The 26,229-nt window shown below is 68.2% G+C and carries 23 protein-coding genes; 8 read left to right on the top strand and 15 right to left on the bottom strand.

The genetic code is table 11. The features are described 5' to 3' along the window. The first annotated feature begins 1 nt into the window (after position 1). On the top strand, positions 2-787 hold the full coding sequence (locus C1I89_RS20535) for an N-acetylmuramoyl-L-alanine amidase (protein ID WP_102774413.1): 786 nt from the start codon (positions 2-4) through the stop codon (positions 785-787). A 210-nt stretch (positions 788-997) separates the two neighbouring features. On the opposite strand, the gene msrQ is transcribed toward C1I89_RS20535, so the two are convergent. From msrQ to C1I89_RS20515, 4 genes are all read right to left on the bottom strand, one after another. Further along, on the bottom strand, positions 998-1,636 hold the full coding sequence (gene msrQ, locus C1I89_RS20530; RefSeq protein ID WP_102774412.1) for a protein-methionine-sulfoxide reductase heme-binding subunit MsrQ: 639 nt from the start codon (positions 1,634-1,636) through the stop codon (positions 998-1,000). 15 nt (positions 1,637-1,651) lie between these two features. Next, complete coding sequence (msrP, locus tag C1I89_RS20525) at positions 1,652-2,611, bottom strand: protein-methionine-sulfoxide reductase catalytic subunit MsrP (protein ID WP_102774411.1); 960 nt, start codon at positions 2,609-2,611, stop codon at positions 1,652-1,654. 131 nt (positions 2,612-2,742) lie between these two features. After that, positions 2,743-3,405, bottom strand: coding sequence for an HAD family hydrolase (locus C1I89_RS20520; protein WP_102774410.1), 663 nt, complete (start codon positions 3,403-3,405; stop codon positions 2,743-2,745). A 1-nt stretch (position 3,406) separates the two neighbouring features. Continuing rightward, positions 3,407-4,384, bottom strand: coding sequence for an RluA family pseudouridine synthase (locus C1I89_RS20515; RefSeq protein ID WP_102774409.1), 978 nt, complete (start codon positions 4,382-4,384; stop codon positions 3,407-3,409). A 511-nt stretch (positions 4,385-4,895) separates the two neighbouring features. On the opposite strand from C1I89_RS20515, the gene C1I89_RS20510 reads away from it, so the two are divergent. Beyond that, positions 4,896-7,934 (top strand): Rne/Rng family ribonuclease, encoded by a 3,039-nt coding sequence (locus tag C1I89_RS20510; protein ID WP_102774408.1) that lies wholly within the window; start codon positions 4,896-4,898, stop codon positions 7,932-7,934. A gap of 68 nt (positions 7,935-8,002) precedes the next feature. Here the strand turns inward: C1I89_RS20510 and C1I89_RS20505 are convergent, their stop codons facing one another. Beyond that, entirely contained in the window at positions 8,003-8,899 is an 897-nt protein-coding gene (locus tag C1I89_RS20505; RefSeq protein ID WP_102774407.1) for a LysR family transcriptional regulator, read from the bottom strand. A 171-nt stretch (positions 8,900-9,070) separates the two neighbouring features. Between C1I89_RS20505 and C1I89_RS20500 the strand changes: the two genes are divergently transcribed. Further along, positions 9,071-10,006, top strand: coding sequence for a dihydrodipicolinate synthase family protein (locus C1I89_RS20500; protein WP_102774406.1), 936 nt, complete (start codon positions 9,071-9,073; stop codon positions 10,004-10,006). Between the two features lie 40 nt (positions 10,007-10,046). On the opposite strand, the gene C1I89_RS20495 is transcribed toward C1I89_RS20500, so the two are convergent. The 7 genes from C1I89_RS20495 to argE form a co-directional block, all read right to left on the bottom strand. Then, entirely contained in the window at positions 10,047-11,594 is a 1,548-nt protein-coding gene (locus tag C1I89_RS20495) for a UxaA family hydrolase (RefSeq protein WP_102774405.1), read from the bottom strand. A 34-nt stretch (positions 11,595-11,628) separates the two neighbouring features. Further along, positions 11,629-12,636, bottom strand: coding sequence for a Bug family tripartite tricarboxylate transporter substrate binding protein (locus tag C1I89_RS20490; RefSeq protein ID WP_102774404.1), 1,008 nt, complete (start codon positions 12,634-12,636; stop codon positions 11,629-11,631). A 183-nt stretch (positions 12,637-12,819) separates the two neighbouring features. Beyond that, positions 12,820-13,368, bottom strand: coding sequence for an acyloxyacyl hydrolase (locus tag C1I89_RS20485; RefSeq protein WP_102774403.1), 549 nt, complete (start codon positions 13,366-13,368; stop codon positions 12,820-12,822). 215 nt (positions 13,369-13,583) lie between these two features. Further along, positions 13,584-14,459, bottom strand: coding sequence for an acetyl-CoA carboxylase, carboxyltransferase subunit beta (accD, locus tag C1I89_RS20480; protein ID WP_102774402.1), 876 nt, complete (start codon positions 14,457-14,459; stop codon positions 13,584-13,586). Between the two features lie 36 nt (positions 14,460-14,495). Next, on the bottom strand, positions 14,496-15,359 hold the full coding sequence (trpA, locus tag C1I89_RS20475) for a tryptophan synthase subunit alpha (protein WP_102774401.1): 864 nt from the start codon (positions 15,357-15,359) through the stop codon (positions 14,496-14,498). A gap of 11 nt (positions 15,360-15,370) precedes the next feature. Further along, on the bottom strand, positions 15,371-16,570 hold the full coding sequence (gene trpB / locus C1I89_RS20470) for a tryptophan synthase subunit beta (protein ID WP_102774400.1): 1,200 nt from the start codon (positions 16,568-16,570) through the stop codon (positions 15,371-15,373). A 129-nt stretch (positions 16,571-16,699) separates the two neighbouring features. Further along, positions 16,700-17,851, bottom strand: coding sequence for an acetylornithine deacetylase (gene argE / locus C1I89_RS20465; protein WP_102774399.1), 1,152 nt, complete (start codon positions 17,849-17,851; stop codon positions 16,700-16,702). A 138-nt stretch (positions 17,852-17,989) separates the two neighbouring features. Here argE and C1I89_RS20460 point away from each other — a divergent pair, with 138 nt between their 5' ends. Beyond that, positions 17,990-19,303: an MFS transporter gene (locus C1I89_RS20460; RefSeq protein WP_102774398.1), complete on the top strand. Its 1,314-nt coding sequence runs from the start codon at positions 17,990-17,992 to the stop codon at positions 19,301-19,303. A 40-nt stretch (positions 19,304-19,343) separates the two neighbouring features. On the opposite strand, the gene C1I89_RS20455 is transcribed toward C1I89_RS20460, so the two are convergent. Beyond that, positions 19,344-21,605: a RelA/SpoT family protein gene (locus C1I89_RS20455; protein WP_102774555.1), complete on the bottom strand. Its 2,262-nt coding sequence runs from the start codon at positions 21,603-21,605 to the stop codon at positions 19,344-19,346. A gap of 103 nt (positions 21,606-21,708) precedes the next feature. On the opposite strand from C1I89_RS20455, the gene C1I89_RS20450 reads away from it, so the two are divergent. Both C1I89_RS20450 and C1I89_RS20445 read left to right on the top strand, forming a co-directional pair. Further along, positions 21,709-22,542 (top strand): zinc-dependent peptidase, encoded by an 834-nt coding sequence (locus tag C1I89_RS20450; RefSeq protein ID WP_102774554.1) that lies wholly within the window; start codon positions 21,709-21,711, stop codon positions 22,540-22,542. Then, a complete protein-coding gene (locus C1I89_RS20445; RefSeq protein WP_102774397.1) occupies positions 22,539-23,042 on the top strand; it encodes an NAD(P)H-dependent oxidoreductase in 504 nt (167 codons plus the stop codon). The genes C1I89_RS20450 and C1I89_RS20445 overlap by 4 nt, the downstream gene beginning before the upstream one ends. 254 nt (positions 23,043-23,296) lie before the next feature. Here the strand turns inward: C1I89_RS20445 and C1I89_RS20440 are convergent, their stop codons facing one another. Both C1I89_RS20440 and pncB read right to left on the bottom strand, forming a co-directional pair. After that, positions 23,297-23,647 carry a RidA family protein gene (locus C1I89_RS20440; protein ID WP_102774396.1) on the bottom strand — a complete coding sequence of 117 codons (351 nt, stop codon included), beginning with the start codon at positions 23,645-23,647 and terminating at the stop codon, positions 23,297-23,299. A gap of 34 nt (positions 23,648-23,681) precedes the next feature. Next, complete coding sequence (gene pncB, locus C1I89_RS20435; RefSeq protein WP_102774395.1) at positions 23,682-24,857, bottom strand: nicotinate phosphoribosyltransferase; 1,176 nt, start codon at positions 24,855-24,857, stop codon at positions 23,682-23,684. Between the two features lie 156 nt (positions 24,858-25,013). Here pncB and fdxA point away from each other — a divergent pair, with 156 nt between their 5' ends. Both fdxA and C1I89_RS20425 read left to right on the top strand, forming a co-directional pair. Further along, entirely contained in the window at positions 25,014-25,337 is a 324-nt protein-coding gene (gene fdxA, locus C1I89_RS20430) for a ferredoxin FdxA (protein WP_102774394.1), read from the top strand. Positions 25,338-25,384: 47 nt separating this feature from the next. Next, entirely contained in the window at positions 25,385-26,185 is an 801-nt protein-coding gene (locus C1I89_RS20425; protein ID WP_102774393.1) for a ferredoxin--NADP reductase, read from the top strand. Positions 26,186-26,229: the final 44 nt, after the last annotated feature.

The raw sequence follows: 26,229 nt of genomic DNA, 5'->3' as shown, positions 1-26,229 counted from the left end.
CATGCTGCGCCCCGCTCTTGCGCTGCTGGCCGCCGCGGCCCTGGCCGGATGCGCCGCGCGCGGCCCCGCCGGCCTGGAACTGGACACCTCCGTCACGGCGGTCGGCCAGGCCAGCCGGGTGCGCGCCGTGGTGCTGCACTACACCTCGGTCGACGACGCCCGCTCGCTGCAGCTGCTGTCGCGCGGCAAGGTCAGCGCCCACTACCTCGTGACCGAGTCCGGCCGCACCTACCGCCTGGTCGATGAAAACCGGGCGGCCTGGCACGCCGGCGCCAGCGCCTGGTACGGCAACATCGCCATGAACAGCACCTCGATCGGTATCGAGATCGTGAATCCCGGCTGGACCGACGGCCCGGACGGCAAGCCGCTATGGCATCCCTACGGCGAACGCCAGCTGCGCGCGCTGACCGTGCTGCTGCGCGACGTCATCCAGCGCCACGGCATCGCGCCCGAGAACGTGGTGGGCCATAGCGACATCGCGCCGCAGCGCAAGGTCGATCCGGGACCGCTCTTTCCATGGAAGGCGCTGGCCGGGGCCGGCATCGGGCGCTGGTACGACGAGGCCGGCGCGGCCGCGCACCTGGCCCGGCTGCAGGCGCAGGGCGTTCCCGACGTGGCGTGGTTCCAGCAGCAGCTGCAGCGCCTGGGCTACGCCTGCCCGCAGGACGGTGTGCTGGACAAGGCCACCATCAACACGCTGGCGGCGTTCCAGATGCATTACCGGCCGGCGCTTTACGACGGGCAGCCGGACGCCGAGACGGCGGCCATCATGCTGGCGATGTTGTGAGGCGGCTTTCGCCGCCCGATGGGTTTCGCGCGTTCGATATCTGAGTTTTTGTTCAGGGGGTCTCGCGCTGCACCCATCCTACGATTCCGGATTGCCGTACGATTCCTCGCCGTACGACGCCCGACCGCCGTACGGTTTCCGACCGTCGTAGGATGGGTGCAGCGCGAGATTCTCCAGGCAAGAACACGAGCATCGAACGCGCGAAACCCATCAGGCATTCCGCCGCCACCGCTCCACCACCCGCCACCCCAGCAGCAGCGCCAGCACGGCCGCATAGATCAGCGGCGCTTCGAAGTCGTTCTTGCCCGCTTTGTGCCACCAGTAGTGCAGGATGGCCAGCAGCCCGATGGCATAGACGGCGCGATGCAGGCTTTGCCAGCGCTTGCCCAGCCGGCGCATGGCCCATTGGGTGGACGTGGCCGCCAGCGCGGTCATCAGCACGAAGGCCGCGAATCCCACCGTGATGAAGGGCCGTTCGCCGATGTCGCGCAGCATGGCCGCGGGGTCGAAGCCGCGGTCCCACCAGACCCAGGCCATGAAATGCATGGCGCCATAGAAGAACGCGAACAGCCCGCACATGCGCCGCAGCCGCACCAGGGCCGGCTGGCCGGTCAGCCGGCGCAGCGGCGTGATGGCCAGCGTGACCAGCAGGCACACCAGCGTCCAGGTGCCGGAAGAGCGGGTCAGGAATTCGACCGGATTGGCGGTCAGGCCGTCGTTGGCGCCCAGCCAGAACCAGCGCAGGAACGGCGCCAGCCCCAGCAGGAACAGCACGGGCTTGAAGCGCCCGACGGTCTTGGCGGAAAGCTGCGTCCTGCGCGGCGGCGCCTGCGAAATGCCTGCTTCCATGCGCGCCTCAGTAATTTAATTGGCCTTCAGGTCCATGCCCTGGTAGAGCGAGGCGACCTGTTCGCCGTAGCCGTTGAACATCAGGGTCTTGCGCTTGGGCGAGAACAGGCCGTCCTCGCCGATGCGGCGCTCGGTCGCCTGGCTCCAGCGCGGGTGCGGGACGTTGGGATTCACGTTGGCGTAGAAGCCGTATTCCTGCGGCGCGGCCTTCATCCACGAGGAGACGGGCGGTTTTTCGACCAGGCGGATCTTGACCAGGGACTTGGCCGACTTGAAGCCGTATTTCCACGGCACCGCCAGCCTGACCGGCGCGCCGTTCTGGCCCGGCAGCAGCTTGCCGTAGACGCCGAAGACCAGCATGGACAGCGGATTCATCGCCTCGTCGATGCGCAGCCCCTCGACATAGGGCCAGTCCAGCACCCCGCTGCGCACGCCGCGCATGTTCTCGCGCTGGACCACGGTCACGAACTCCACGTACTTGGCGTTGCCGGTGGGCTCGACCTGCTTGAGCAGCTCGGCCAGCGAATAGCCCATCCACGGGATGACCATGGACCAGCCCTCGACGCAGCGCAGCCGGTAGACCCGCTCTTCCATGGGCGCCAGCTTGAGCAGTTCCTCGATGGAGAAGGTGCGCGGCTTGCCAACCTCGCCCTCGACGCTGACGGTCCAGGGGCGCGTCTGGAGTTTGCCGGCGTTGGCGGCGGGATCGCTCTTGTCCAGGCCGAATTCGTAGAAGTTGTTGTACGACGTGATGTCGGACAAGGGGGTCTGCTTGTCCATCACGCTGAAGGCCGGGTTGGGCTTGCCCGGCAACGCGCCGGCATCCTGCGCGAACGCGCTGCGCGCCGCCCAGCCCGGCAGCCCTGCCGCGGCGGCCACCAGCCCGGCCCGCAGCATCAGCTCGCGGCGCGAGCGCCACACGGCCTCGGGGGTGATCTCGGAGGAAAGAATATCGTCGGGCTTGCGTATCAGCATCATGGTCTCCGTATGGCGGCGCCTCGCATAACCCATGGACGGCACAGGACCCCATGATATTCCGCGGCGCTGGCGGTATTTGGTTATAGACCCGCGCGCCGCCCGGACGTTCCGCGTCCGGTATTGCTGCGTTACTGCGCGGCCGCCGTACGGGCCAGCAGCCACTCGCGCACGCCGGGCACGCTGTCGAGCACCGCCTGGGGGCCGCAACCCTCAAGCTCCTTCAGGGTGTGCGCGCCATAAGTGACGCCCAGCCCATGCACGCCGGCGTTGGCCGCCATCTGCAGGTCGTGCGAGGTGTCGCCGATCATCACCACGCGCTCGGGCGCCACGTCCAACTCCTGCATCAATTCGTGCAGCATCGCCGGGTGCGGCTTGCTGAAGGTTTCGTCGGCGGTGCGGGTGGCGTCGAACAGCGGGCCCAGGCCGGTGGCGGCCAGGGCGCGGGTCAGGCCGACGCGGCTCTTGCCGGTGGCCACCGCCAGGCGCACGTTGTGCCCGGCCAGTTCGGTCAGCAGTTCGCGCACGCCGTCGAACAGGCGCAGTTCCGGGTCGCGCAGCAGGTAATGGGTGCGGTAGCGCTCCAGGAAGCGCGGCAGCATGGCCTGGGTCAGTTCGGGCACCGCCCGCCGCAGCGCGCTTTCCAGGGACAGGCCGATCACCCAGCTGGCGTCGGAAGCCGACGGCACCGCCAGTTCCAGGTCGCGGCAGGCGCCCTGGATGGCGGCCACGATGCTGTGCGTGGAATCCATCAGGGTGCCATCCCAGTCAAACACGACCAGCGAATACGACATATCAGGCAGACTCCAGTTGTTTCAGTATTTTCAGGCAGGCCGGGGGCAGCTCGGCCGTCAGCGTCAGCGGCTCGCCCGTGACGGGGTGGTTCAGGGTCAGCTGGTGGGCGTGCAGGAACATCCGGCCGAAGCCCAGGCGCGCGAAGTGCGCCCGCACTTCGTCGTGGCCGTATTTGTCGTCGCCCACGATGGGAAAGCCGCTGGCCGCCAGGTGCACCCGGATCTGGTGGGTGCGCCCGGTGCGCAATTCGGCGTCGACCAGGCTGTAATCGCCGAAACGGCGCTTGAGGGTGACGATGGTGTGGGCCGACTGGCCGTCCGGGTCCACCTTGACGCGGCGTTCGCCCGACTGCGTGGTCCACTTGGAAAGGCCCAGCTTGATGTGCTGGCGGTCGTTGACCCAATCGCCCTCGACCAGGGCCAGGTAGTGCTTGTCCCCTTTTCCTTCGCGCAGCATGGCGTGCAGCGCCAAAAGCGCGCTGCGCTTCTTGGCCACCATGAGCAGCCCGGAGGTCTCGCGGTCCAGCCGGTGCACCAGTTCCAGGAACTTGGCGTCGGGCCGCGCGGCGCGCAGCTGCTCGATCACGCCGAAGGACACGCCGCTGCCGCCGTGGACCGCCACGCCGGCGGGCTTGTCCACCACCAGCAGGGAGTCGTCCTCGAACACCACCGGGAACTCGGCGCCGGGCACCGGACGCGGCGCGCCCGGGTCGGGCAGGCGCAGCGGCGGGATGCGGACCATGTCGCCTTCGGCCACGCGGTAATCGGCCGAGATACGTCCCTTGTTTACCCGCACCTCGCCGCCCCGGATGGCTTTATAGATATGCGTCTTGGGCACGCCCTTGCACAGCCGCACCAGGTAGTTGTCCAGGCGCTGGCCGGCATGCTCGGCGCCCACCTCGACCATGCGGACGGCGGGAGCGGCTTTAGAGGGGGAGACAGGGGAGGAAGTTTCTTTGCGCATTGCGGAAAGCGACATATAATCGGGACAGCCTGAAGGGGCTGAACTAGCCGCCTGACGTAGAGATGCAAAGTGCGCAACTCCGTCGAGCGCGTGGGCCGCCATTGTACTGCCTGCTCATTTCAGCCTCTGGGTCTCTTGGTCGCCGGCGCAACCGCGCCCTGCGGAACAGTGGTGTGGCATTCATTTTGCCCGCTGTCCCAGCAGGTCCGTTGCATGCCGCAAGCGGCTCTGAAGCACTGCAAGAATCGTCGCATATTTAAAGCACCAGTTGCGTGCCGGCAACCACTCCTGCCGCAACTGCCGTTCACAGCAATCTTTCCGTCAAACCACATTCAGTGAAGCTGACCCTCCTGCTGACAGAACCCCGTGCCCCACGGCACGACGTGCCCGCCTGACCCGCGGCGGATACGCCTGGGCGCCGCCCAGGTACGGTCCGCATTCTTTCTTGCCCGCTTCAGTCCGCAGCCCGAGTGACCCGAGGTCACGCGCCGATATCGGCGCGTCATGACAACGGAGAACCCCTCTCATGAAGCGCATGCTGTTCAATGCGACGCACCAGGAAGAATTACGCGTCGCTATCGTCGATGGGCAGAAACTCATCGACCTCGACATCGAGACTGCCGGCCGCGAACAACGCAAAGGCAATATCTACAAAGGTGTCATTACCCGGATCGAACCCGGCCTCGAAGCCTGCTTCGTCAACTACGGTGAAGACCGTCACGGTTTCCTGCCCTTCAAGGAAGTGGCCCGCAGCTACTTCAAGGAAGGCGTGGACGTGCGCAGCGCCCGCATCCAGGACGCCCTGCGCGAAGGCCAGGAACTGATCGTCCAGGTCGAGAAGGAAGAGCGCGGCAACAAGGGTGCGGCCCTGACCACGTTCATCTCGCTGGCCGGCCGCTACCTGGTCCTGATGCCCAACAACCCCCGCGGCGGCGGCGTTTCGCGCCGCGTCGAGGGCGAGGACCGCCAGGAACTGCGCGACACCATGGAGCAGCTCGAACTGCCCCAGGGCATGAGCATCATCGCCCGCACCGCCGGCATCGGCCGCAGCGTCGAAGAACTCCAGTGGGACTTGTCCTACCTGTTGCAGCTCTGGACCGCCATCGACGGCGCCGCGCGCGACAACTCCGCGCCCATCCTGATCTACCTCGAGTCCAGCCTGGTCATCCGGGCCATACGCGACTACTTCTCCCCCGAAATCGGCGAAATCCTCATCGATACCGACGAGATCGCCGACCAGGCCACCGCCTTCATGAGCGTGGTGATGCCTGACAACGTCCAGCGCGTCAAACGCTACCGCGACGACATCCCGCTGTTCTCGCGCTTCCAGATCGAACACCAGATCGAGACGGCGTACTCGCGCACGGTGCAGCTGCCCTCGGGCGGCGCCATCGTCATCGACCACACCGAGGCGCTGGTGTCGGTGGACGTCAACTCGGCCCGCTCCACCCGCGGCGCCGACATCGAGGAAACCGCGCTGCGCACCAACTCGGAAGCGGCCGACGAAGTGGCCCGCCAGCTGCGCCTGCGCGACCTGGGCGGCCTGATCGTCATCGACTTCATCGACATGGAGGACAGCAAGAACCAGCGCGCCGTCGAACAGCGCCTGCGCGACGCGCTCCATTTCGACCGCGCCCGCGTCCAGATGGGCAAGATTTCGCGCTTCGGCCTGATGGAACTGTCGCGCCAGCGCCTGCGCCCGGCCCTGAACGAAGGCTCGCACATCACCTGCCCGCGCTGCAACGGCACCGGCGTGATCCGCGACGCGGAATCCAGCGCCCTGCACGTGCTGCGCCTGCTGCAGGAAGAGGCCATGAAGGAAAACACCGCCGCCGTGCACGCGCAAGTGCCGGTGGACGTGGCCACCTACCTGCTGAACGAAAAGCGCGCCGACATCACCAAGATGGAAGCCCGCCTCAAGGTCAACCTGTTGCTGATCCCCAACAAGCACCTGGAGACCCCGCACCACCACATCGAGCGCCTGCGCCACGACGATCCGCGCCTGGAAGAGCTCAAGACCAGCTTCGAGCTGGTCGAGGCCCCGGCCACGGACGCCCCCTGGCAGCCGCGCGAGCACGAAGTCAAGTCGCGTCCGGAAGCCCTGGTCAAGGGCATCACGCCCTCGCAGCCCGCTCCCGTTTCGACCCCGGCTCCGGCGCCCGCCGCTGCCGCGCCCGCTCCCGCCGGCGGCGGCCTGGGCGGCCTGTTCAAGCGCCTGGTCGGCTGGCTGACCGGCAACGCCGAAACCGCCAAGCCCGCCCCCGCCGTCCAGGAAGACAGCGCCAAGCGCGCCGCCTCCGGCCGCGGCAAGGGCCGCTCGGCCCATGACGGCCAGGAACGCCGCGGCGAGCGCCACGGTTCGGACCGCAACCGCAACCGCCGCAATGAAGCGCGCGGCGAAGGCGCCGAGGGCGGCGAAGGCGGCCGTCACCACGTGCGCGGCGGCCGTCGCGCCGAGGGCGAGCGCCAGGAACGCGGCGAGCGCCACCAGCGCAGCGAAGCCCGTGCCGAGCGCGACACCCAGGCCACGCAGGCGGCCCTGGCCTCCAGCCGCCCCGAGCAGGCCGACCAGGCCGCCGGTGAAGACGCCGGCGCCGGCCGCAACCGCCGTCGCGGCCGCGGCCGCAACCGCCGCGAAGAAGGCCAGTCCGACGCCCCGATGAGCGAACAGGAAAGCATGGTCGCCGCGCTGGCCCAGACGGTCGCCACCGCCCTGCCCGACACCCGCCAGCCCGCGGCCCAGGCCGTCCAGGCCGCCGAGGAAGCCGCCGCCGACGCCACGGCCGAGCAGGCCGCTGACGCGGCGCCGGCCGCCGAAGGCGCCGAAGGCGCGGCCGATCCGGAGCGCAAGCGCCGCCGCCGCCGCAGCCGCCGCGGCCGCCGCAGCCAGGAAGAAGCTGGCGTGAGCGCCGGCGACGAGCAGCTCGAAGAAGGCGCCGACGAGGAAGCCGGCGAACAGCCGCAAGCCGCCGCCGTCGAATCCGCCGCCGAGTCCGAACCGGCCGCCCAGCCGGCTCCGGCGCAGGTCCAGGCGCAAGCCCCGGCCGCCGAAGCCGCTGCCGAGGTAAGCACCGAGGTAACCGCTGAAGCGACCACGGAAGTGACCGCCGAAGCGACCACGGAAGTCGCCGCCGAAGTCGCCGCCCCCGCGCCCGCCGAAACCGCCCCGCAAGCCGAGGAACCGGTCCAGGCCACGCAACCGGTGACGGTACAGCCCGCCAGCGTGGTGTCCGCGCCCGCGGCGCCCGCCGCGCCCGAGGAAGCCGCCGCCGTCGAACCGGTGGTCGCGGCAGCCCCGGCCCCGGCCGAAGCCGCCCCGGCGGCGGCAGCCGGCGCGCAGCAGCCCATCGTGGTGCCGGCCTCGGCGCCGTCGGCCAAGGCCCAGGCCCTGCATGAAGTGGTCAATGCCGCCGGCCTGCAATGGATCGAGACCGACCCGGACCGCCACGCCCAGACGCAGCTACGCATCGCGGCCGCGCACAAGCCGGTCCGCCTGGGCCGCGAGCGCAAGCCGGTCGCGCCCGTGTCCAACGAACCGCTGGTCCAGGTCGAGACGCGCCACTAAGCCGTCCGGCTCCCAGCCAAACGCCCCGGAGATTCAAGTTTCCGGGGCGTTTTCATTTGGCGTGCCGCTCAGTCTTCCCCTGGCGCGCTGTCAGGCAGGTTCAGGGCCAGCGCGGCCTCTTCCACGAAGGCTTCGGCCAGGGCCGAGTGCGGCATGTGGCGCGCCCACAGAATGCCCATGCGGCGCAGCGGCGCGCGTCCGGGCAGCGGCACGCGCTTGACGCGCCGGCTGTCGAGCCAGTCCGGCGCCCAGTCGGGCACCAGCGACACGCCCAGCCCTTCCGAGACCATGCAGGCGATGCCCATCAGGCCGTCGACCTCCAGGCGCTCGCGCGGGGCGATGCCGTGCTGGCGCAGATACTGGTCGGCCAGCCGGCCGCCCCAGACATTGCGGTCGTAGCGGATGAAGGGCTGGGTCCGCATCAGTTCGTGGGCGTCGTCGCTGGCGGTGTCCGGCGGCGCCAGCACCACCAGCGGCTCCTCGGTGACCAGCCGCCACGCGTAGCCCTTGGACAGGTTGAACTGCGGCTTGACGATGAAGGCGGCGTCCAGGTCGCCGTTGACCACCCGGTGGTACAGGTGCTTGGAGGTGCCCGGCTCCATGAACACGGCCAGTTTCGGCATGCGCCGGTACAGGCGCGCCAGCACGATGGGCATGGTGCCGGTCAGGGCCGAGGCCGACACGCCCAGGCGCAATTCGCCCAGCGGCGCGTCGTCGCCGGCGCTGGCGCGCAGGTCGCGCACCTCGCGCAGCACGGCGCGGGCCCGCTCCAGCGCCTTCAGGCCCGCCTCGGTCGCCTTGACGCTGCGGCCCACGCGCTTGATCAGCGTCGCGCCCAGCTCCTCCTCCAGCGTGCGCACGCGCGCGGCGATGGCGGCCGGGGTCAAGTCCAGGCGCCGCGCCGCCTCGGCCAGCGAGCCGCTTTCGACCACCGTCACAAAGCTCTGCACATATCGCGTATCCACGGTCTCCCCCTTTTTCCGGCCGCCGGTTTGCGTTACGGCAAACCATAACAATTTTATGGATTGAAGCAATTAAACAGCAGATGTTCATGGGCCGGATCGGTGCCAGAATCAGGTGTTGCTGGCGCGCCGCCGCGGCGCGCCCTTCCCGAACCCCGACTACGAGTACAGACCATGACGACCCAAGCCCGCATTCCCGGCGTTTTCTCTCCGGTCCTGACGCCGTTCGACGAACGCTACCGGCCGGCCCTGGGCCGCTATGTGAAGCACTGCCGCTGGTTGCGCGAGCAATCGGTCGGGCTGGCGATTTTCGGCACCAATTCGGAGGCGAACTCGCTGTCGCTGGCGGAAAAACACGAGCTGCTGGACGCGCTGCTGGATGCCGGCGTGGAGCCGCAGGCCCTGATGCCCGGCACCGGCGCCTGCGCCCTGCCCGACGCGGTCGAGCTGACCCGGCACGCGGTGCGCAGCGGCAGCATGGGCGTGCTGGTGCTGCCGCCCTTCTACTACAAGGGCGTGAGCGACGAGGGCCTGTTCCGCTATTACGCCGAGCTGATCGAGGGCGTGGGCGACGACAGGCTGCGCATGTACCTGTACCACATCCCGCCCGTGAGCCAGGTGCCGCTGAGCCTGGACCTGATCGACCGCCTGCTGGCGCGTTACCCCGGCATCGTCGCCGGCGTGAAGGACAGCGGCGGCGACTGGAACAACACCGCGGCCATGATCGAGCGCTTCGCGCCGCGCGGCTTCCAGGTCTATGCGGGCAGCGAGGCCTTTCTGCTGCAGACCCTGCGCGCCGGCGGCGTGGGCTGCATCACGGCCACCGGCAACGTCAATCCCGGCCCCATCGTGGCGCTGCAGCAGCGCTGGCAGGAGGCCGACGCCGACGCGCGCCAGGCCGGGCTGAACGCCACCCGCAACGTGTTCCAGCAATTCCCCATGATTCCCGCCATGAAGGCCGCCATCGCCTGGAAATCCGGTGATGACGCCTGGGCCACGGTGCGCCCGCCCCTGGTGGAGCTGAACGCCGGCCAGGCCGCGGCGCTGCGCGCCGCCCTGGACGAAAACGGCTTCGACATGCCGGGCGCCGCCGCGCTGGCCGACGCCTGAACGCCGGCCGCGGGCGATTCCCGCCGGATCGCCCGCCCGTTCAGCTGACCACGCCGATGTTCCAGGGCACGAACTCGTGGTCGCCCAGCCCCAGCAGCTCGCTCTTGCTGCGCGCGCCCGAGGCCACCCGCAGGATCTCCTCGAAGATGCGCTGGCCCATCTCTTGCATGCTGGCCGCGCCGTCCAGGATTTCGCCGCAATTGACGTCCATGTCTTCGGTCAGCCGTTCATACATCGGCGTGTTGGTGGCCAGCTTGATCGACGGTACGGGCTTGGCGCCGAACATCGAACCGCGGCCGGTGGTGAAGCAGATCATGTTGGCCCCGCCCGCGATCTGGCCGGTGGCCGAGACCGGATCGAATCCCGGCGTGTCCATGAACACCATGCCCGGCTCGCGCACCGGCTCGGCGTAGCGGTACACCTCCATCAGGCCGGTGGTGCCGCCCTTCATCGAGGAGCCCAGCGATTTCTCGAAGATGTTGGCCAGCCCGCCCATCTGGTTGCCGGGGCTGACCTTGCCGTTGATCTGCACGTCGCGCCCCGGCGAGTATTCCTCCTTCCACCAGCGGATGCGCTGCACCAGTTTCTCGCCGACTTCGCGGCTGCGCGCGCGCGAGGTCAGCGTGTGCTCCACGCCATAGATCTCCGGCGTTTCGGACAGGATGGCGGTGCCGCCGTGGCGCACCAGGATGTCCATGGCCGCGCCCAGCGCCGGGTTGGCGGTGATCGACGAAAACCCGTCCGATCCGCCGCACTGCAGGCCCACCTTCAGGTGGCGCGCCGGCACCGGCCGGCGCTCGACCGCGTTGGCCTCGGGCAGCATGGCCCGCACCGCGGCCACGCCGGCCTCGATGGTTTTGCGGGTGCCGCCGGTCTCCTGCATGATGAAGGTCTTCAGGCGCGCGCCCGCCTCCAGCCCCTGGTCCTTGAGCAGCGCGTCGAGCTGGTTGCGCTCGCAGCCCAGGCCCACGATCAGCACGGCCGCGAAGTTGGCGTGGCAGGCATAGCCGCCCATCGTGCGCCTGAGCAGGTCCATGGGCTCGCCCGACATCTCCATGCCGCAGCCCATGCCGTGGCTCAGCGCCACCACGCCGTCCACGTTCGGATAGGCCGCCATCAGCTCGGGCGTGAAGGCCTCGGCGATGCGATGCACCACCGTGGCCGAGCAGTTGACCGTCGCCATCACCCCGATGAAGTTGCGCGTGGCCACCTGGCCGTTGGCGCGCACGATGCCCTGGAAGGTCGCCTGTTCGGACTCCGGCAGCACCGGTGTGGGCACGTAGTCGCGCGCGTGCGCGTAGTCGCGGTCGAACTCCTGGAACGCCATGTTGTGGGCATGCACGTAGGTGCCGGCCGGGATGTCGGCCGCGGCGAAGCCGATGCAGACGTTGTACTTGAGAATGGGCTCGCCGGCGCGCAGGTCGCGCGCCGCGATCTTGTGCCCGGCCGGAATCTGGCTGCGGCTGACGATGCCCTCGGAGGGCACGGCCATGCCAATGGCGATGGGCACGCGCGCCACCACGATGTTGTCGCCGGAGTGCAGCCGTATCACCGGCCCCGCGGCGCGCTTTTCAATCATTTCTATCATGTCGTCGTCTCGGATGGAGGAAGGTTGCAGGCGGCTATTCCGGCTTGATGCCGATGTCGCGGATCACCACGGACCAGCGCGGCAGTTCCGCGCCCACGAAGCGGCTGAAGGCCTCGGCGTCGCTGCCCACCACGGTGAAGCCCTGTTCGCTCAGCCGGGCCTGCGTGTCGCCCTGGTCCAGCGCGGCGCGGATGGATTGCGACAGCCTGTCGACCACGGGCCGCGGCGTGGCGGCCGGCGCGAACACGCCGTACCAGGTCGAGACCTCGAAGTCCTTGAAGCCGGACTCGGCCAGCGTCGGGATGCCGGGGGCCTTGGGATCGCGTTTCAGGCTGGTGATGGCCAGCGGGCGCAGCTTGCCCGAGGCGATATGGGGCAGCGCCACGGGCAGGTTGGCGAACATGTACGGCACGTGCCCGCCCAGCACGTCGGCGATGGCCGCCGATTCGCCCTTGTACGGCACGTGGGTCACCTTGGCGCCCACCATGTGCGCGTACAGCTCGCCGGCGATGTGCTGCGGGCCGCCCTGGCCGGACGAGGCGTAGCTGACCGCCGCGTCGCCGCGCTTGCGGATGTAGTCGGCCAGTTCCTGCGCCGTGCCGACGTCGGCCAGGGCCGGATTGACCACCAGGATCAGGGGCATGGTCACCACCTGCGACACCGGCGCGAAGTCTTTCTCGGGCTTGAACGGCAGCGTCGGAAACAGCGAGGGCGCGACCACCATGGTGGACTGCGAACCCAGGAACAGCGAATAGCCGTCGGCCGGCGAACGCGCCACGTTGTCGGCGGCGATGGTGCCGGTGGCGCCGGCGCGGTTCTCCACCACCACCTGCTGCCCGAGGTTCTCGGCCATTTTGGCGCCGATCAGGCGCGCCACGATGTCGGCGCCGCCGCCGGGCGCGAAGCCCACCACCATCCGCAAGGGCTTGCTGGGAAACGCCTCGGCCAGCGCGGCGCCCGAGGCGCCCAGCAGCGCCGCGGCCAGGCCGACGGCGCCGAGCCCGCGCGCCATCCGGCGCGCGGTCGTACAGGGTTTTTTCATGGTTTTGTCTCCGTTGGCCGCCCGCGTCGAGGCGGGCGATGCCAGGCCATTGTGGCCATCGCACCCCATCGGTACAAGCATCTGGATGCGCCTTCAAAGCACAATATTTTTATGGTTTCAGCGCCGCGCGCAGGCAAAAAAAATCCACCCGGCCGGGTGGATTTTTCGAGAAGCGCTTACCGCTCAGAACTGGTAGGTGTAGGTCAGCTGCACCACGTCCAGGCCCGGGTTCGGGCGCTTGATGCTGGCGTTCGAGAAGTGCGAATAGCGCAGGCCGATGCGGTTGTTCGGCGTCAGCAGGAAGCCCAGGCCGACGTGGTCGCCGAACTGGAAGGCCGTGCTGATGTTCTCGTCGGCGAAGCGGGTGCTGGAAAACAGCGTGGCGCCGATGCCGGCTTCGATGTAGAAGCGTTCGCCGGTCCACCAGCGGAACATCGGGATGGCGTTGAACTGCCACACGTGGCCCGGCGAGCGCGAACCGTCGGCCCACCAGTACGAGGCGCCGAATTCCGGCGTCAGGTCCAGGCGGCCCCAGTTGCCGCCGAACTGGTGGGTCCAGACCGAAGGCGTTTCGTAGTTGAGGGTCAGGCGCTGGTAATGGTCTCCAATGCCGTAATGCATGCTCACTCCGCCCTGGGTGCCTTCGGACGATTGAGCATTCGCGAAGGTCGCGGTGGCCGCCAGGGCCAGTCCGGCCAGGCCTGCAAGCATCTTGTTCTTGGTGGACTGCATTGGAATAACTCCGTCTATTTCAACTCTAGGTTGCAACATAGCAAAAACCAGACCAAACCGTGTAATTTTTGTCGCTCGGCGGCAACATCGCGAATGGAAAACACTGTTCCGCAAAAACGGCTAGCCGCTCAGCAAGCGGCGTGCCCGTCCTGAATGCAAAAAAGCCGCCGGCGCCCTGGGGCGCCGGCGGCATCTGGCTTGAGCGCTCGCGCGCTTCAGGCGGTGACCACGTCGGCCGGCTGGTTGGTCAGCAGCGCCAGCAGGCGCGCGATTTCCTCGCGCAGCTGGCGGCGGTCCACGACCATGTCGATGGCGCCCTTCTGCAGCAGGAATTCGGCGCGCTGGAAGCCTTCCGGCAGTTTTTCGCGCACGGTCTGCTCGATCACGCGCGGGCCGGCAAAGCCGATCAGCGCCTTGGGTTCGGCGATGACCACGTCGCCCATGAAGGCGAAGCTGGCCGACACGCCGCCCATGGTGGGGTCGGTCAGCACGCTGATGAAGGGCAGCCCGGCCGCCGACAGGCGGGTCAGCATGGCGTTGGTCTTGGCCATCTGCATCAGCGACAGCAGGCTTTCCTGCATGCGCGCGCCGCCCGAGGCGGCCACGCAGATGAAGGAGGTCTTGTTGTCCAGGGCGGCCTGGGCGCCGCGCGCGAAGCGCTCGCCCACCACCGAGCCCATCGAGCCGCCCATGAATTCGAATTCGAAGCAGGCCAGCGTCGCCGGCACGCCGCGGATCGAGCCGCTCATGACCACCAGCGCGTCGCTTTCGCCGGTCTGCTTGACCGCTTCCTGGAGGCGCTCGGGATACTTGCGCGTGTCCTTGAACTTCAGCGAGTCGACCGAACGCGTGGTCTGGCCGATCTCGACCCGGCCTTCCACGTCGAGCAGCGAATCGATGCGGGCGCGGGCCCCGATGCGCATGTGATGGTCGCACTTGGGGCAGACGTGCAGGTTGGCCGCCAGGTCTTCGCTGTACAGCACCGACTCGCACGACGGGCATTTCACCCATAGGCCTTCGGGAACGCGGCGGGCGCCGCTGTCGCTGGTTTTATTGATGCGAGGAGGCAGGAGTTTTTCGATCCAGCTCATTGATTTTTCATCCCGTATGAGGTCGCGCCCGCGCTGTCAGGCCGACGCGTTTGCTCGTTTCACTTGATCCAGCGCCTGCCGGATCGTGCGCAGCCAGCCGCTGGCGGCGGCGACGGCGGCATCGTTCTTTTGCGCAGCCGGGGCATCCGCCGCCGCCTGCTCCATGGTTTCTATCAGTTTGCTGCCGATGACCACCGCGTCGGCGGCGCGCGCCACGCGCTGGGCGCTCTCGGCGTCGCGGATGCCGAAGCCCACGCCGACCGGGATGTCGCGCACGTGGCGGCGGATCAGGGCCACGCGCTCGGCCACGTCATCGGTGTTGAGCGAGCCGGCGCCGGTCACGCCCTTGAGCGACACGTAATAGACGTAGCCGCGGGCCACCTGGGCCACGGCCTTGATGCGTTCCTCGGTGGAGGTGGGCGCCAGCAGGAAGATCGGCGCGATGCCCTGCTGCCCCAGCGTGGCGGCGAACTCCACCACTTCCTCGGGCGGATAGTCCACCACCAGCACGCCGTCCACGCCGGCGCGGGCGGCGTCCTGCGCGAAGCGGTCCTGGCCCATGCGTTCGATCGGGTTGGCGTAGCCCATCAGCACCACCGGCGTGTCGGCGTCGCGCTGGCGGAACTCGGCCACCATTTCCAGCACGCGGGCCAGGCCCACGCCCTGCGCGATGGCGCGGTCGGCGGCACGCTGGATGACGGGGCCGTCGGCCATGGGGTCCGAGAACGGCACGCCCAGCTCGATGACGTCGGCGCCGGCCTCGACCAGCGCGTGCATCAGGAGCACCGTGGCCGCCGGCGAGGGATCGCCCGCGGCGATGTACGGGATCAGCGCCGCGGCGCGGCCGGATTCGGCGGTGCGCGCGAAGGCGGCGGCGATGCGGTCGTTGCGAGTTGCCATGGTCGGAACCCTTACAGCTCGATACCGGCCTTCTCGGCGACGGTATGCATGTCTTTGTCGCCACGGCCCGACAAATTGACCAGGATGACGGCGTCACGGCCCAGCGTGGGCGCCATTTTCACCGCCTGGGCGATGGCGTGCGAGGACTCCAGCGCCGGCATGATGCCTTCGATCCGGCAGCAGTCGTGGAAAGCCTTGAGGGCCTCGTCGTCGGTGATGCCCACGTATTCGGCGCGGCCGGAGTCCTTCAGCCAGGCATGCTCGGGGCCGACGCCGGGATAGTCCAGGCCGGCCGAGACGGAATGGGTTTCCTGTACCTGGCCGTCTGCGTCCTGCATGACGTAGGTGCGGTTGCCGTGCAGCACGCCCACGTGGCCGGCCGCCAGCGAGGCGGCGTGGCGCCCGGTGTCCATGCCCTCGCCCGCCGCCTCGACGCCGATCAGGCGCACGTTTTCGTACGGGATGTAGGGATGGAAGATGCCCATGGCGTTGGAGCCGCCGCCCACCGCCGCCACGACGTAGTCGGGCTGGCGGCCGATGGCTTCGGGCATCTGGGTCAGGCATTCGTTGCCGATCACGGTCTGGAAATCGCGCACCATGCGGGGGTACGGGTCGGGCCCGGCCACCGTGCCGATGATGTAGAACGTGTTCTCGATGTTGGTGACCCAGTCGCGCATGGCTTCGTTGAGCGCGTCCTTGAGGGTGCGCGAGCCCGACGTGACCGGCACCACCGTGGCGCCCAGCAGCTTCATGCGGTAGACGTTGGAGGCCTGGCGGCGCACGTCTTCGCTGCCCATGTAGACCACGCATTCCATGCCGTAGCGGGCCGCCACCGTGGCGGTGGCCACGCCGTGCTGGCCGGCGCCGGTCTCGGCGATGACGCGCGGCTTGCCCATGCGCTTGGCCAGCAGGGCCTGGCCGATGCAGTTGTTCACCTTGTGGGCGCCGGTGTGGTTCAGGTCTTCGCGCTTGAACCAGATCTGGGCGCCGCCTAGCTGTTCGGACCAGCGGCGGGCATGGTAGACCGGGCTGGGCCGGCCGACGAAATGCTTGAGTTCATAATTGAACTCTTCCAGGAAGGCGGGGTCGACACGATAACGGTCGTAGGCCGCGCGCAGCTCGTCGAGCGCGTGCATCAGCGTTTCCGCCACGAAAACGCCGCCGTAGGGGCCGAAATGGCCCTGGGCATCCGGAAAGTCGTAAGGTTTCAACTAGCATCTCCCCCGGCATCGCGGCAGGCCATTACCGGCCGCAAATCCAGTTTGCAACCCGGCATTTTACCTGACGCGGCAGCCGCCCGGGCGCGGCCGCGCCCGGGCCTGGAAACCGCCGCGGCGGCGTCAGAGCGACTGCCCGAGGCGGCGCAGGAAGGTTTCGCAGGACGCGAGCTGGTCCAGCGCCACGTATTCGTCGGGCTTGTGGGCCTGTTCGATGTGGCCGGGGCCGCAGACCACCGTCGGGATGCCAATGCCCTGGAACAGGCCGGCCTCGGTGCCGTAGGCCACCTTGCGCGTGGCGCGGTCTTCGGTCAGGGCGCGCACCAGCTGGGTGATGGCGGCCTCTTCCGAGGCTTCCAGCGCCGGGGCGGCCGCGCCGGTCTCGATCTCGATGCTGGCGCCCTCGAACTCGGCCTTCATGCGCGGCAGCAGTTCCTCGCGCACGTACTTCTCGACCTCGGCCTGGATGGCGTCCGGCTGCATGCCCGGCAGGTTGCGGAATTCATAGCTGAACTCGCAGGATTCGGGAATGGTGTTGACCGCGATGCCGCCCTGGATCTGGTTGGTGGTCATGGTGGAGAACGGCACGTCGTAGAACTGGTCGTACGGACCCTGGGCCTTGAAGCTGTCGGCCAGGTCGCGGATGCGGCAGATCAGGCGGGCGGCGTATTCGATGGCGTTACAGCCGCGCGGGGTCAGCGACGAGTGCGCCGCCTTGCCGTGCACCTTGCAGCGAAACAGGTTGATGCCCTTGTGCGCCACCACCACCTGCATGCCGGTGGGCTCGCCCACCACGCAGCCTTCCGGCCGGATGCCGCGGTCGTGCAGGTCGGCCAGCATGTAGGGCGCGCCCGCGCAGCCGACTTCCTCGTCATAGGAAAAGGCCAGGTGGATCGGCTTCTTGCGCGGCATGGCCAGAAATTCCGGCACCAGCGCCAGCGAGCCGGCGATGAAGCCCTTCATGTCGCAGGCGCCGCGGCCATACAGCAGGCCGTCCTTTTCCACCAGCTTGAACGGATCGGTGCTCCAGTCCTGGCCGTCGACCGGCACCACGTCGGTGTGGCCCGACAGCACGATGCCGCCCTGCTGGCCGCCGTCCTGCGCCGGCAGGGTGGCGAACAGGTTGGCCTTGGTGCGCTCCGGATTGTGCGCCAGCCACGCGTCGACGCCCTGGCCCTTGAGCCAATCGCGGACGGTTTCGATCAGGGCAAGATTGGAATTGCGGCTGGTGGTGTCGAAACCGACCAGCGTTTCCAGCCAGGTGCGCGCGTTCATGTCACTACTCTCGTGGGGGAAAAAGAGAAGTGTAAAGCCAGCCGGCGCGCGCGTCTCGGCCCCCCGTCCGGAGGCGCCGGCCGGACAGGGCACTAGAATGTCGCCCGGAATCAGCAAACATCCCCCTGAGGAGACATCGTGCAGCACAAGGCAGTTCCCACGCGCAACATCGTGGCGGCGGTAATCGGCAACGCCCTGGAATGGTATGACTTCCTGGTGTTCGCCTTCATGACGCCGATCATCTCGAAGCTCTTTTTCCCCACCGACCCGAGCGTGCCCGGCAGCGAGCTCAACGCCATCCTGATGACCACGGCCATTTTCGGCGTCGGTTTCTTCATGCGCCCGGTGGGCGGCATCATCCTGGGCCTGTACGGCGACAAAAAGGGCCGCAAGGCGGCCATGGTGCTGGTCACCTCGCTGATGGCCGTGTCCATCGCGCTGATCACCGTCGCCCCCACCTACCATGCCGCCGGCATCCTGGCGCCGATCTTCATCCTGATCGCGCGCCTGCTGCAGGGCTTCTCGGCGGGCGGCGAGTTCGGCACGTCGACGGCGCTGCTGATCGAAATGGCGCCCAACGGCCGCCGCGGCTTCTACGGCTCGTGGCAGATGGCCGGCCAGATGCTGGCGCTGCTGATCGGCGCGGCCTGCGGCACGCTCATCACCGAGTTCTTCACGCCCGAGCAGATCGCCGACTGGGCCTGGCGCCTGCCCTTCGCCTTCGGCCTGGTCATCGTGCCGATCGCCATCTATATCCGCCGCAACGTCGACGAAACCGACGCCTTCAAGCAGATCAAGGAAGAAGAGCGCCAGGCCGCCGCGCGCGGCGACGTGCAGCGCCTGACCCTGGGCCAGATGCTGAAGACGCATACCCGCGAAACCCTGATCGGCGTGGGCCTGGTGGTGACCGCCACCGTTTCCATCTACATCACCTTCACCTACCTGGTGACCTACTCCACCCAGATCCTGAAACTGCCGCTGAACCAGACCTTCCTGGTGCAGATGGCGGGCGCGGCGCTGATGGTGCTGCTCACGCCGTTCATGGGCGCCTGGTCCGACCGCGTCGGCCGCCGTCCCATCGTGATCGGCTCGCTGATCGGCTACCTGCTGGTGCTGTATCCGCTGTACCACTGGCTGTCGGACGCGCCCTCGATCGCGCGCCTGCTGACCGTGCAGGTGGTGGTCTGCCTGTTCGTGTCGGCCTTCTTCGGCGTGTTCAGCACGGTCATGGCCGAGCTGTTCCCGGCGCGCGTGCGTTCGGTGGGCCTGTCGCTGGCCTATAACGTGGCCGTGATGATCTTCGGCGGCTTCGCCCAGTTCATCGTGACCTGGCTGATCAAGACCACCGGCTCGCCGATGGCGCCGGCCTACTACGTCATGTTCGGCGTGGCCCTGGGCCTGGTCGCCGCGTTCTACATGCGCGAACGCGCCCACGACGCGCTCGACCACTGAAGCGGCCCCGCCAGCCCGCGGCGTCGCGCGCCGCGGGCCGCTAGCGGCGCACGGCCGAGGACACCCCGGGCACTTCGGCCAGCGCGTCCAGCGCGCGCGACAGCGATTCCCCGCCGCGCACCTCCACCGTGAACACCATATGGGCCAGCGACTGCCGGCTCTGCGTGTTCACGCCCACCACGTTCAGGCGCAGGCGGGCGAAGACTTCGGACAGGTCGCGCAGCAGGCCGGAACGGTCGTGCGCGCGCACGCTGATGTCCACCGGATAGAAGGTGTCGGAGGTCTCGCCCCACGCCACTTCGATGACGCGCTCGGGCTCGCGCGCGGCCAGGGCCTGGTAGCTGTGGCAGTCGCAGCGGTGGATGGACACGCCGCGCCCGCGCGTGACGAAGCCGGCGATGGCGTCCGGCGGCGCCGGGCGGCAGCAGCGCGCAAGCTGGGTCAGCAGCGATCCCACGCCCACCACCAGCACCCCGCTCTTGCCGCTTTTCTCGGCGCTGCCCGCGCTGGCGTGGCGCAATGCGGCGGGCTGCGGCTCGGCCGCGGGCGCAGGCTGCTGGAACAGCGTGTCGATCTGGCGCAGGCTGAACTCTTCCTTGGCAGCCGCCACGTACAGGTCGTCGGCGCGGGCGAAGCCCAGGTTCTGCGCCAGCTGTTCGAGGTTGACGGCGGTCTTGCCCAGCCGCTGCAGTTCCTTTTCGACCAGCGCCTGGCCCTGGGTGATGCGCTGCTGCAGCTCGATGGCGTTGAACCACATCCGCACCTTGGCGCGGGCGCGCGGGCTGGCCAGGAACCCCAGCTGGGGATTGAGCCAGTCGCGCGACGGGCCGCCGGACTTGGCGGAAATGATTTCCACGGTCTGGCCGGTGGACAGCCGCGTCTGCAGCGGCACCATCTGCCCGTCCACGCGCGCGCCGCGGCAGCGGTGGCCCAGGTCGGTGTGCAGGTGATAGGCGAAGTCCACCGGCGTGGCGCCGGCGGGCAGTTCGATCACGCGGGCCTGCGGCGTCAACACATAGATGCGCTCGTCGGTATGCGCGGGCGCCGCCGCCGCGTGGCGGCCCTTGCCCGAGGCGGGCTTGGCCGCCGGCGCGGCCGGCTCGCCGCCCTCGACGTCGGCGTTCCAGGCCAGCAGCTGGCGCATCCACGCCAGCTGGCGGTCGTATTCGCTGGAGGCCGCCACCTGGCCGCCCTTGGCGCCGGCTTCTTTGTAGCGCCAGTGCGCGGCCATGCCGTATTCGGCGAACTGGTGCATCTCGCGGGTGCGGATCTGCACCTCGAACGGACGGCCGTCGTCATCGGCCACCACCGTGTGCAGCGAGCGGTAGCCGTTGGGCTTGGGCCGCGAAATGTAGTCGTCGAACTCCTCGGAGATCGGCGTCCACATCTCGTGCACCATGCCCAGCGCCGTATAACAGGCGCGCACGTCGTCGACGATGATGCGCAGCGCGCGCAGGTCGTACATCTGGGAAAAGTCCAGGCGCTTGATGCGCATCTTGTTCCAGATGCTGTAGATGTGCTTGGGCCGGCCGCTGACCTCGGCCTGCACGCCGCTCTTGGCCAGCGCCGCCTGCAGGCGCTCGATGGCGCCGGCGATGAAGGCCTCGCGCTCGACCCGCTTTTCTTCGAGCAGGCGGGCGATCTGCTTGTACTTCTCCGGCTCCAGGAAGCGGAACGCCAGGTCTTCCATTTCCCACTTGATCTGCCAGATGCCCAGGCGGTTGGCCAGCGGCGCGTACAGGTCCAGGGTTTCACGCGCGAACGCGGTCGAGCACGGCGTTTTGCTTTCCGCGTGCCAGCGCAGCGAACGCAGCCTGGAGGCCAGCCGCATCAGCACGATGCGCAGGTCGGCCGCCATGGCCAGCAGCATCTTGCGCTGCATCTCTTTCTGCGAGCCGCTCTCGGCCGCCGCGTCGCTGGCCTGGCGGGCCACCACGCCCAGCCGCAGCAAGGCCCAGGCGCCCTGCACCAGCCGCGCGACCTCGGCGCCGAAGGCGGCCGCGATCGGATCGTTGCGCAGGGACGGCGCGGGCGCCATCAGGTCCGTGGGCAAGGCGGCCAGCAAGGCCGCCGCGCGGGTCGCGGCGTCGGTCTGCAGCGCCGCCAGCACCCGCACCACGCCGGCGCCGTGGCCGGCCAGAGGCTCGCCGGTCAGCGCGTGCTGGCCTTCGAAGCGCGGCTCGGCCCAGGCCACGGCCCGGTCGAGCAGGGCCAGGCCGTCGGCGTCCAGGCCGGCTCCCGCCTCCTTGCGCCAGGCGGCGTCGAAAGGCGTAGGCGCGTCGGATACGGGCGGGGCGGACATGACGGACATGGGTGATAGAGGTTGATATTCCGACACTCTACACTAGGGTTTGCAGACACTGGAAAACGCCGCCGCGCGCGGCATATGGAAGGAACCCGAACTCATGTTGCGCTGGCTGAAGGGACGCGGCGCCCGCCCCTCCGCGGTCGCCGAAATGCAGGCCCGCATCGCGCCGGATCTATGGCGCGAGGTGCTCGACGCCCACCCGTTCCTGGCGGTATTGAACGCCGACGAATCGGCCCAGCTGCTGGCGCGCTCGGCGTGGCTGCTGGCCAGCAAGAACATCAACGGCGCGCAGGGGCTGGAGGTGTCCGACTTCATGCGCCTGTCGATCGCGGCCCAGGCCAGCCTGCCCATCCTGAACCTGGCGCCGGAACTATACGAAGGCTGGGACGAGATCATCGTGTATCCGGCGGGCTTTCGCATTCCCCGCTCGCGCCAGGACGAGGACGGCGTGGTGCACGAATACATCGAGGACGCGGCCGGCGAGGCCTGGGAAGGCGGGCCGCTGGTCCTGTCCTGGGAAGACACGCAGCTCTCGGATGGCGGCTTCAACGTGGTCATCCACGAATTTGCCCACAAGCTGGACCTGCGCTCGGGTTTCGCCGACGGCATGCCGTCGCTGGCGGCCCACCCCGAACTGCAGCCGCGCGCCTGGCGCCGCGTGCTGGAGGACAGCCTGGACCGCTTCATCGCCGCCCTGGACGCGGTGGAAGCCGCCATCCCGCCGCACGTCGATCCCGAAAGCGAGGAAGCCGACGCCTGGTACGCCCGCTTGCCGATGGACCCGTATGCCGCCACCGACGAGGCCGAATTCTTCGCCGTCAGCTCCGAGCATTTCTTCGTCGACCCCTACCCCATGCAGCAAGCGCTGCCGCAATGGTATGCGCTGCTGAAGGCCTACTATAGGCAGGACCCACTGGAACGCTACGCATGAAACAGCTGCTGATCGTGTGGCATTCGCGCACCGGCGCGGCCCGGCAGATGGCCGAGGCGGCCGCCCGCGGCGCGCAGTCCGCCGCCGCCGAAATGGCGCAGCAGAACGATCTGCGCGTCGCGCTGCGGCGGGCGGCCGACGTGCAGGCCGACGAGCTGCTGGCCAGCGACGGCTATCTGTTCTGCGCCCCCGAGAACCTGGCGGGCCTGAGCGGCGAAATGAAGGAGTTCTTCGACCGCAACTACTACGCGGTGCTGGACCGGATACAGGGGCTGCCCTATGCCTGCGCGATCAGCGCCGGCAGCGACGGCTCGGGCGCCGCCCGCCAGGCCGAACGCATCTGCACCGGCTGGCGGCTCAACCCCGTGGCGCCGCCGCTCATCGTCAACATGGGCGCGCAGACGGCGCAGCAGATCCTCGCGCCCAAGATGGTGGCGCCGGCGGAACTGGCGAAATGCGAGGAACTGGGGGGATTGCTGGCGGGGACGCTGTTGTTATGAGTGGGGGGGTGTTGGGGGTGTTGGGGGTGTTGGGGGTGTTGGGGGTGTTGGGGGTGTTGGACGTAGGATGGGTGTAGCGCGCGGATGCGTGCGCAAAAACTCAACCGCCGAACGCGCGTAACCCATCAGCCGGCGCAAGCCGGCATTTTTTCGTGCCAAGAAAAACGGCGGCTTGCGCCGCCTGATGGGTTTCGCGCGCTTGATGGCGGAGCGCTTGGCTCGGGCATCCGCGCGCTGCACCCATCCTACGGCGCCTACAGCGCCGCCGTGACGACGATCTCGACCTTGTAGTCGGGGTTGGCCAGGCGGGCTTCGACCGTGGCGCGGGGGGGCGAATTGCCGGCGGCGACCCAGGCGTCCCAGGCCTTGTTCATGCCGTCGAATTCCTTCATGTTGGCCACGTAGATCTGGGCCATCAGGATCTTGGTCTTGTCGGTGCCGGCCTCGGCCAGCAGGCGGTCGATGGTGGCCAGCACCTGGGCGGTCTGGCCGGTGATGTCCAGCGTCGCATCGTCGGGCACCTGGCCGGCCAGGTACGCGACGCCGTTGTACACGGCCATGTCCGACAGGCGCTTGTCGACGTTGAAGCGCTTGATGCTGCTCATGAATATTCCCCTAGGAAGTGGTTGGGTCAAAAAACTAGGCGGGAGGCAACTGGAACACCTGCCGCAGATAAGCCAGGTAGGCCGGATCGTCGCACATGGTCTTTTCCGGCGCGTCGGACACCTTGGCCACGGGCTGGCCGTTGCAGCGGACCATCTTCATGACGATCTGCAGGGGCTCGTGGCCCAGGTCGTTGGTCAGGTTGGTGCCGATTCCGAAGGACACCTTGCAGCGGCCCGAGAACTGGCGGGCCAGCTCGATGGCGCGCGGGAAGGTCAGCGAATCCGAGAACACCAGCGTCTTGGCGCGCGGGTCCACGCGGTTCTTGCGGTAGTGTTCGAGCAGGCGCTCGCCCCAGACGAAGGGGTCGCCCGAGTCGTGGCGCGCGCCGTCGAACAGCTTGCAGAAATACATGTCGAAATCGCGCAGGAAGGCATCCATGCCGTAGACGTCGGACAGCGCGATGCCCAGGTCGCCGCGGTATTCCTTGGCCCAGACCTCAAGCGCGAACACCTGCGAATCGCGCAGCCGCGGGCCCAGCGCCTGGCAGGCCTGCAGGTATTCATGGCCCATGGTGCCCAGCGGCAGGACCTCGTGCTGCTTGGCCAGCAGCACGTTGCTGGTGCCGGCGAAATGCTGCCCCATCTGCGCCTTCATGGTCGACACGATTTCCTCGTGCCAGACCTTGGAGAAGCGGCGGCGCGTGCCGTATTCGGCCACGCGGAAGTCCGCCAGCGCGGGATCGTCCAGCACCAGGTGCATCTTGGACTGCAGGCGCTTGCGGCCCTCTTCCCAGTTGGGATTCTTGCGCGTGTTGCGGAAATAGACCTCGTTGACGATGGCCAGCACCGGGATCTCGAACAGGATGGTGTGCAGCCACGGGCCCTTGACCTCGATGCTGATTTCGCCGGGCGCCTCGCCCTCGCCGATGAAGATGCAGCGCTCGGGCATGTGGAACAGGCCGAGGAAATCAACGAAGTCGCTTTTGATAAAGCGCAAGCCGCCGAGATATTTAAGTTCGTCTTCGGTGAACCGGAGCTGGCACAGCTGGTGCACTTCCTCGCGGATTTCGTCCAGATAGGGACGCAGGTCGACCCCTGGCGTGCGGCATTTGTAACGGTACTCGACCTGGGCAGCCGGAAAGTGGTGCAGAACCACCTGCATCATGCTGAATTTATACAGGTCGGTGTCGAGCAGCGAGGTGATTATCATGATTGCGCGTTTCGTTTCGCGACACCATAGCATAGAGCGCGCGGGGCAAGGGCCCATGGGCCACGATGTCAATACGGGTATTACCGGCACACCGGCACGGCATTGGGTAAAATCGACGCAACAAGACACAAAGCCGCCGAATCCCGGAGTTCCTTAATGACCCACGTTGTCACCGAAAACTGTATCAAGTGCAAGTACACCGACTGCGTAGACGTCTGCCCGGTGGACTGTTTTCGCGAGGGTCCGAACTTCCTGGTGATCGATCCCGACGAATGCATCGATTGCGCCGTCTGCATCCCCGAGTGCCCGGCCAATGCGATCTACGCCGAAGAAGACGTGCCGCAGGACCAACTGAACTTCATCGCCCTGAATGCCGAGCTCTCTCCCGAGTTCGCCAGCATCAGCCGTGCCAAGAAGCCCTTGCCCGACGCCGACGACTGGAACGGCAAAGAGGACAAGCTGCAATACCTGGAAAGATGAATCCGCGAGCGCCGGCCGCCTGACGGCCGGCATCGCGCGATGCCCCGATGACCGACGACTCCAAATACACGCGCCAGACAGTCACCCACGTCCACACCTGGGTGCCGGAAAAACTCTTCTCCGTACGCGTGACGCGCGACGACGCGTTTACGTTCCAGCCCGGCCAGTTCGCCCGCGTCGGCCTGCCCGAGGCCGACGCGCCCGACAGCGCGCCCACGCTGTGGCGCGCTTATTCCATGGTCTCGGCGCCGCATGAGCCCTGGCTGGAGTTCTATTCCATCGTGGTGCCCGAAGGGCTGTTCAGCCCGCGCATGGCGCGGCTGCAGCCCGGCGATTCGCTGTACGTCGAAAAAGCGCCCTACGGCTTCCTGACCCTGGAGCGCTTCGCCCCGGGCGGCGACCTGTGGCTGGTGGCCTCGGGCACCGGGCTGTCGGCCTATCTGTCCATCCTGCGCGACCCGGCCGCCTGGCGCGCCTATCGCCGCATCATCCTGGTCCACGGCGTGCGCACCGCGGCCGAGCTAGCCTATCGCGAAGAAATCGAGTCCTGGCGCAAGCAGCCCGCGCTGGCCGAGATGTTCGCGGCGGACCCGCACAAGCTCGTCTACCTGCCCATCGCCACGCGCGAGGCGCTGCCCGGCATGCCCCGGGAGCGCCTCACCACGCTGATCGCCGACGGCCGCCTGGAGCAGCTGGCCGGCCAGCCGCTGGACCCCGAGAACGCCAAGATCATGCTCTGCGGCAATCCGGACATGCTGGCCGACGCCCGCAAGCTGCTGGGCGAGCGCGGCTTCAAGCCGGGCCGCCGCGGCATCCCCGGCAACCTGGCGGTGGAAAACTACTGGTAAGCCCGGGCGTAGTGCATAACTCCGCCAAACGGCCCAGCCACCGC

Origin of the sequence: Achromobacter pulmonis (assembly GCF_002885955.2) — a bacterium.
Classification (GTDB): Bacteria; Pseudomonadota; Gammaproteobacteria; order Burkholderiales; family Burkholderiaceae_B; genus Achromobacter; species Achromobacter pulmonis_A.
Note: the sequence above shows the minus strand (reverse complement) of the source record. Positions and strands in the feature narration are given on the sequence as shown.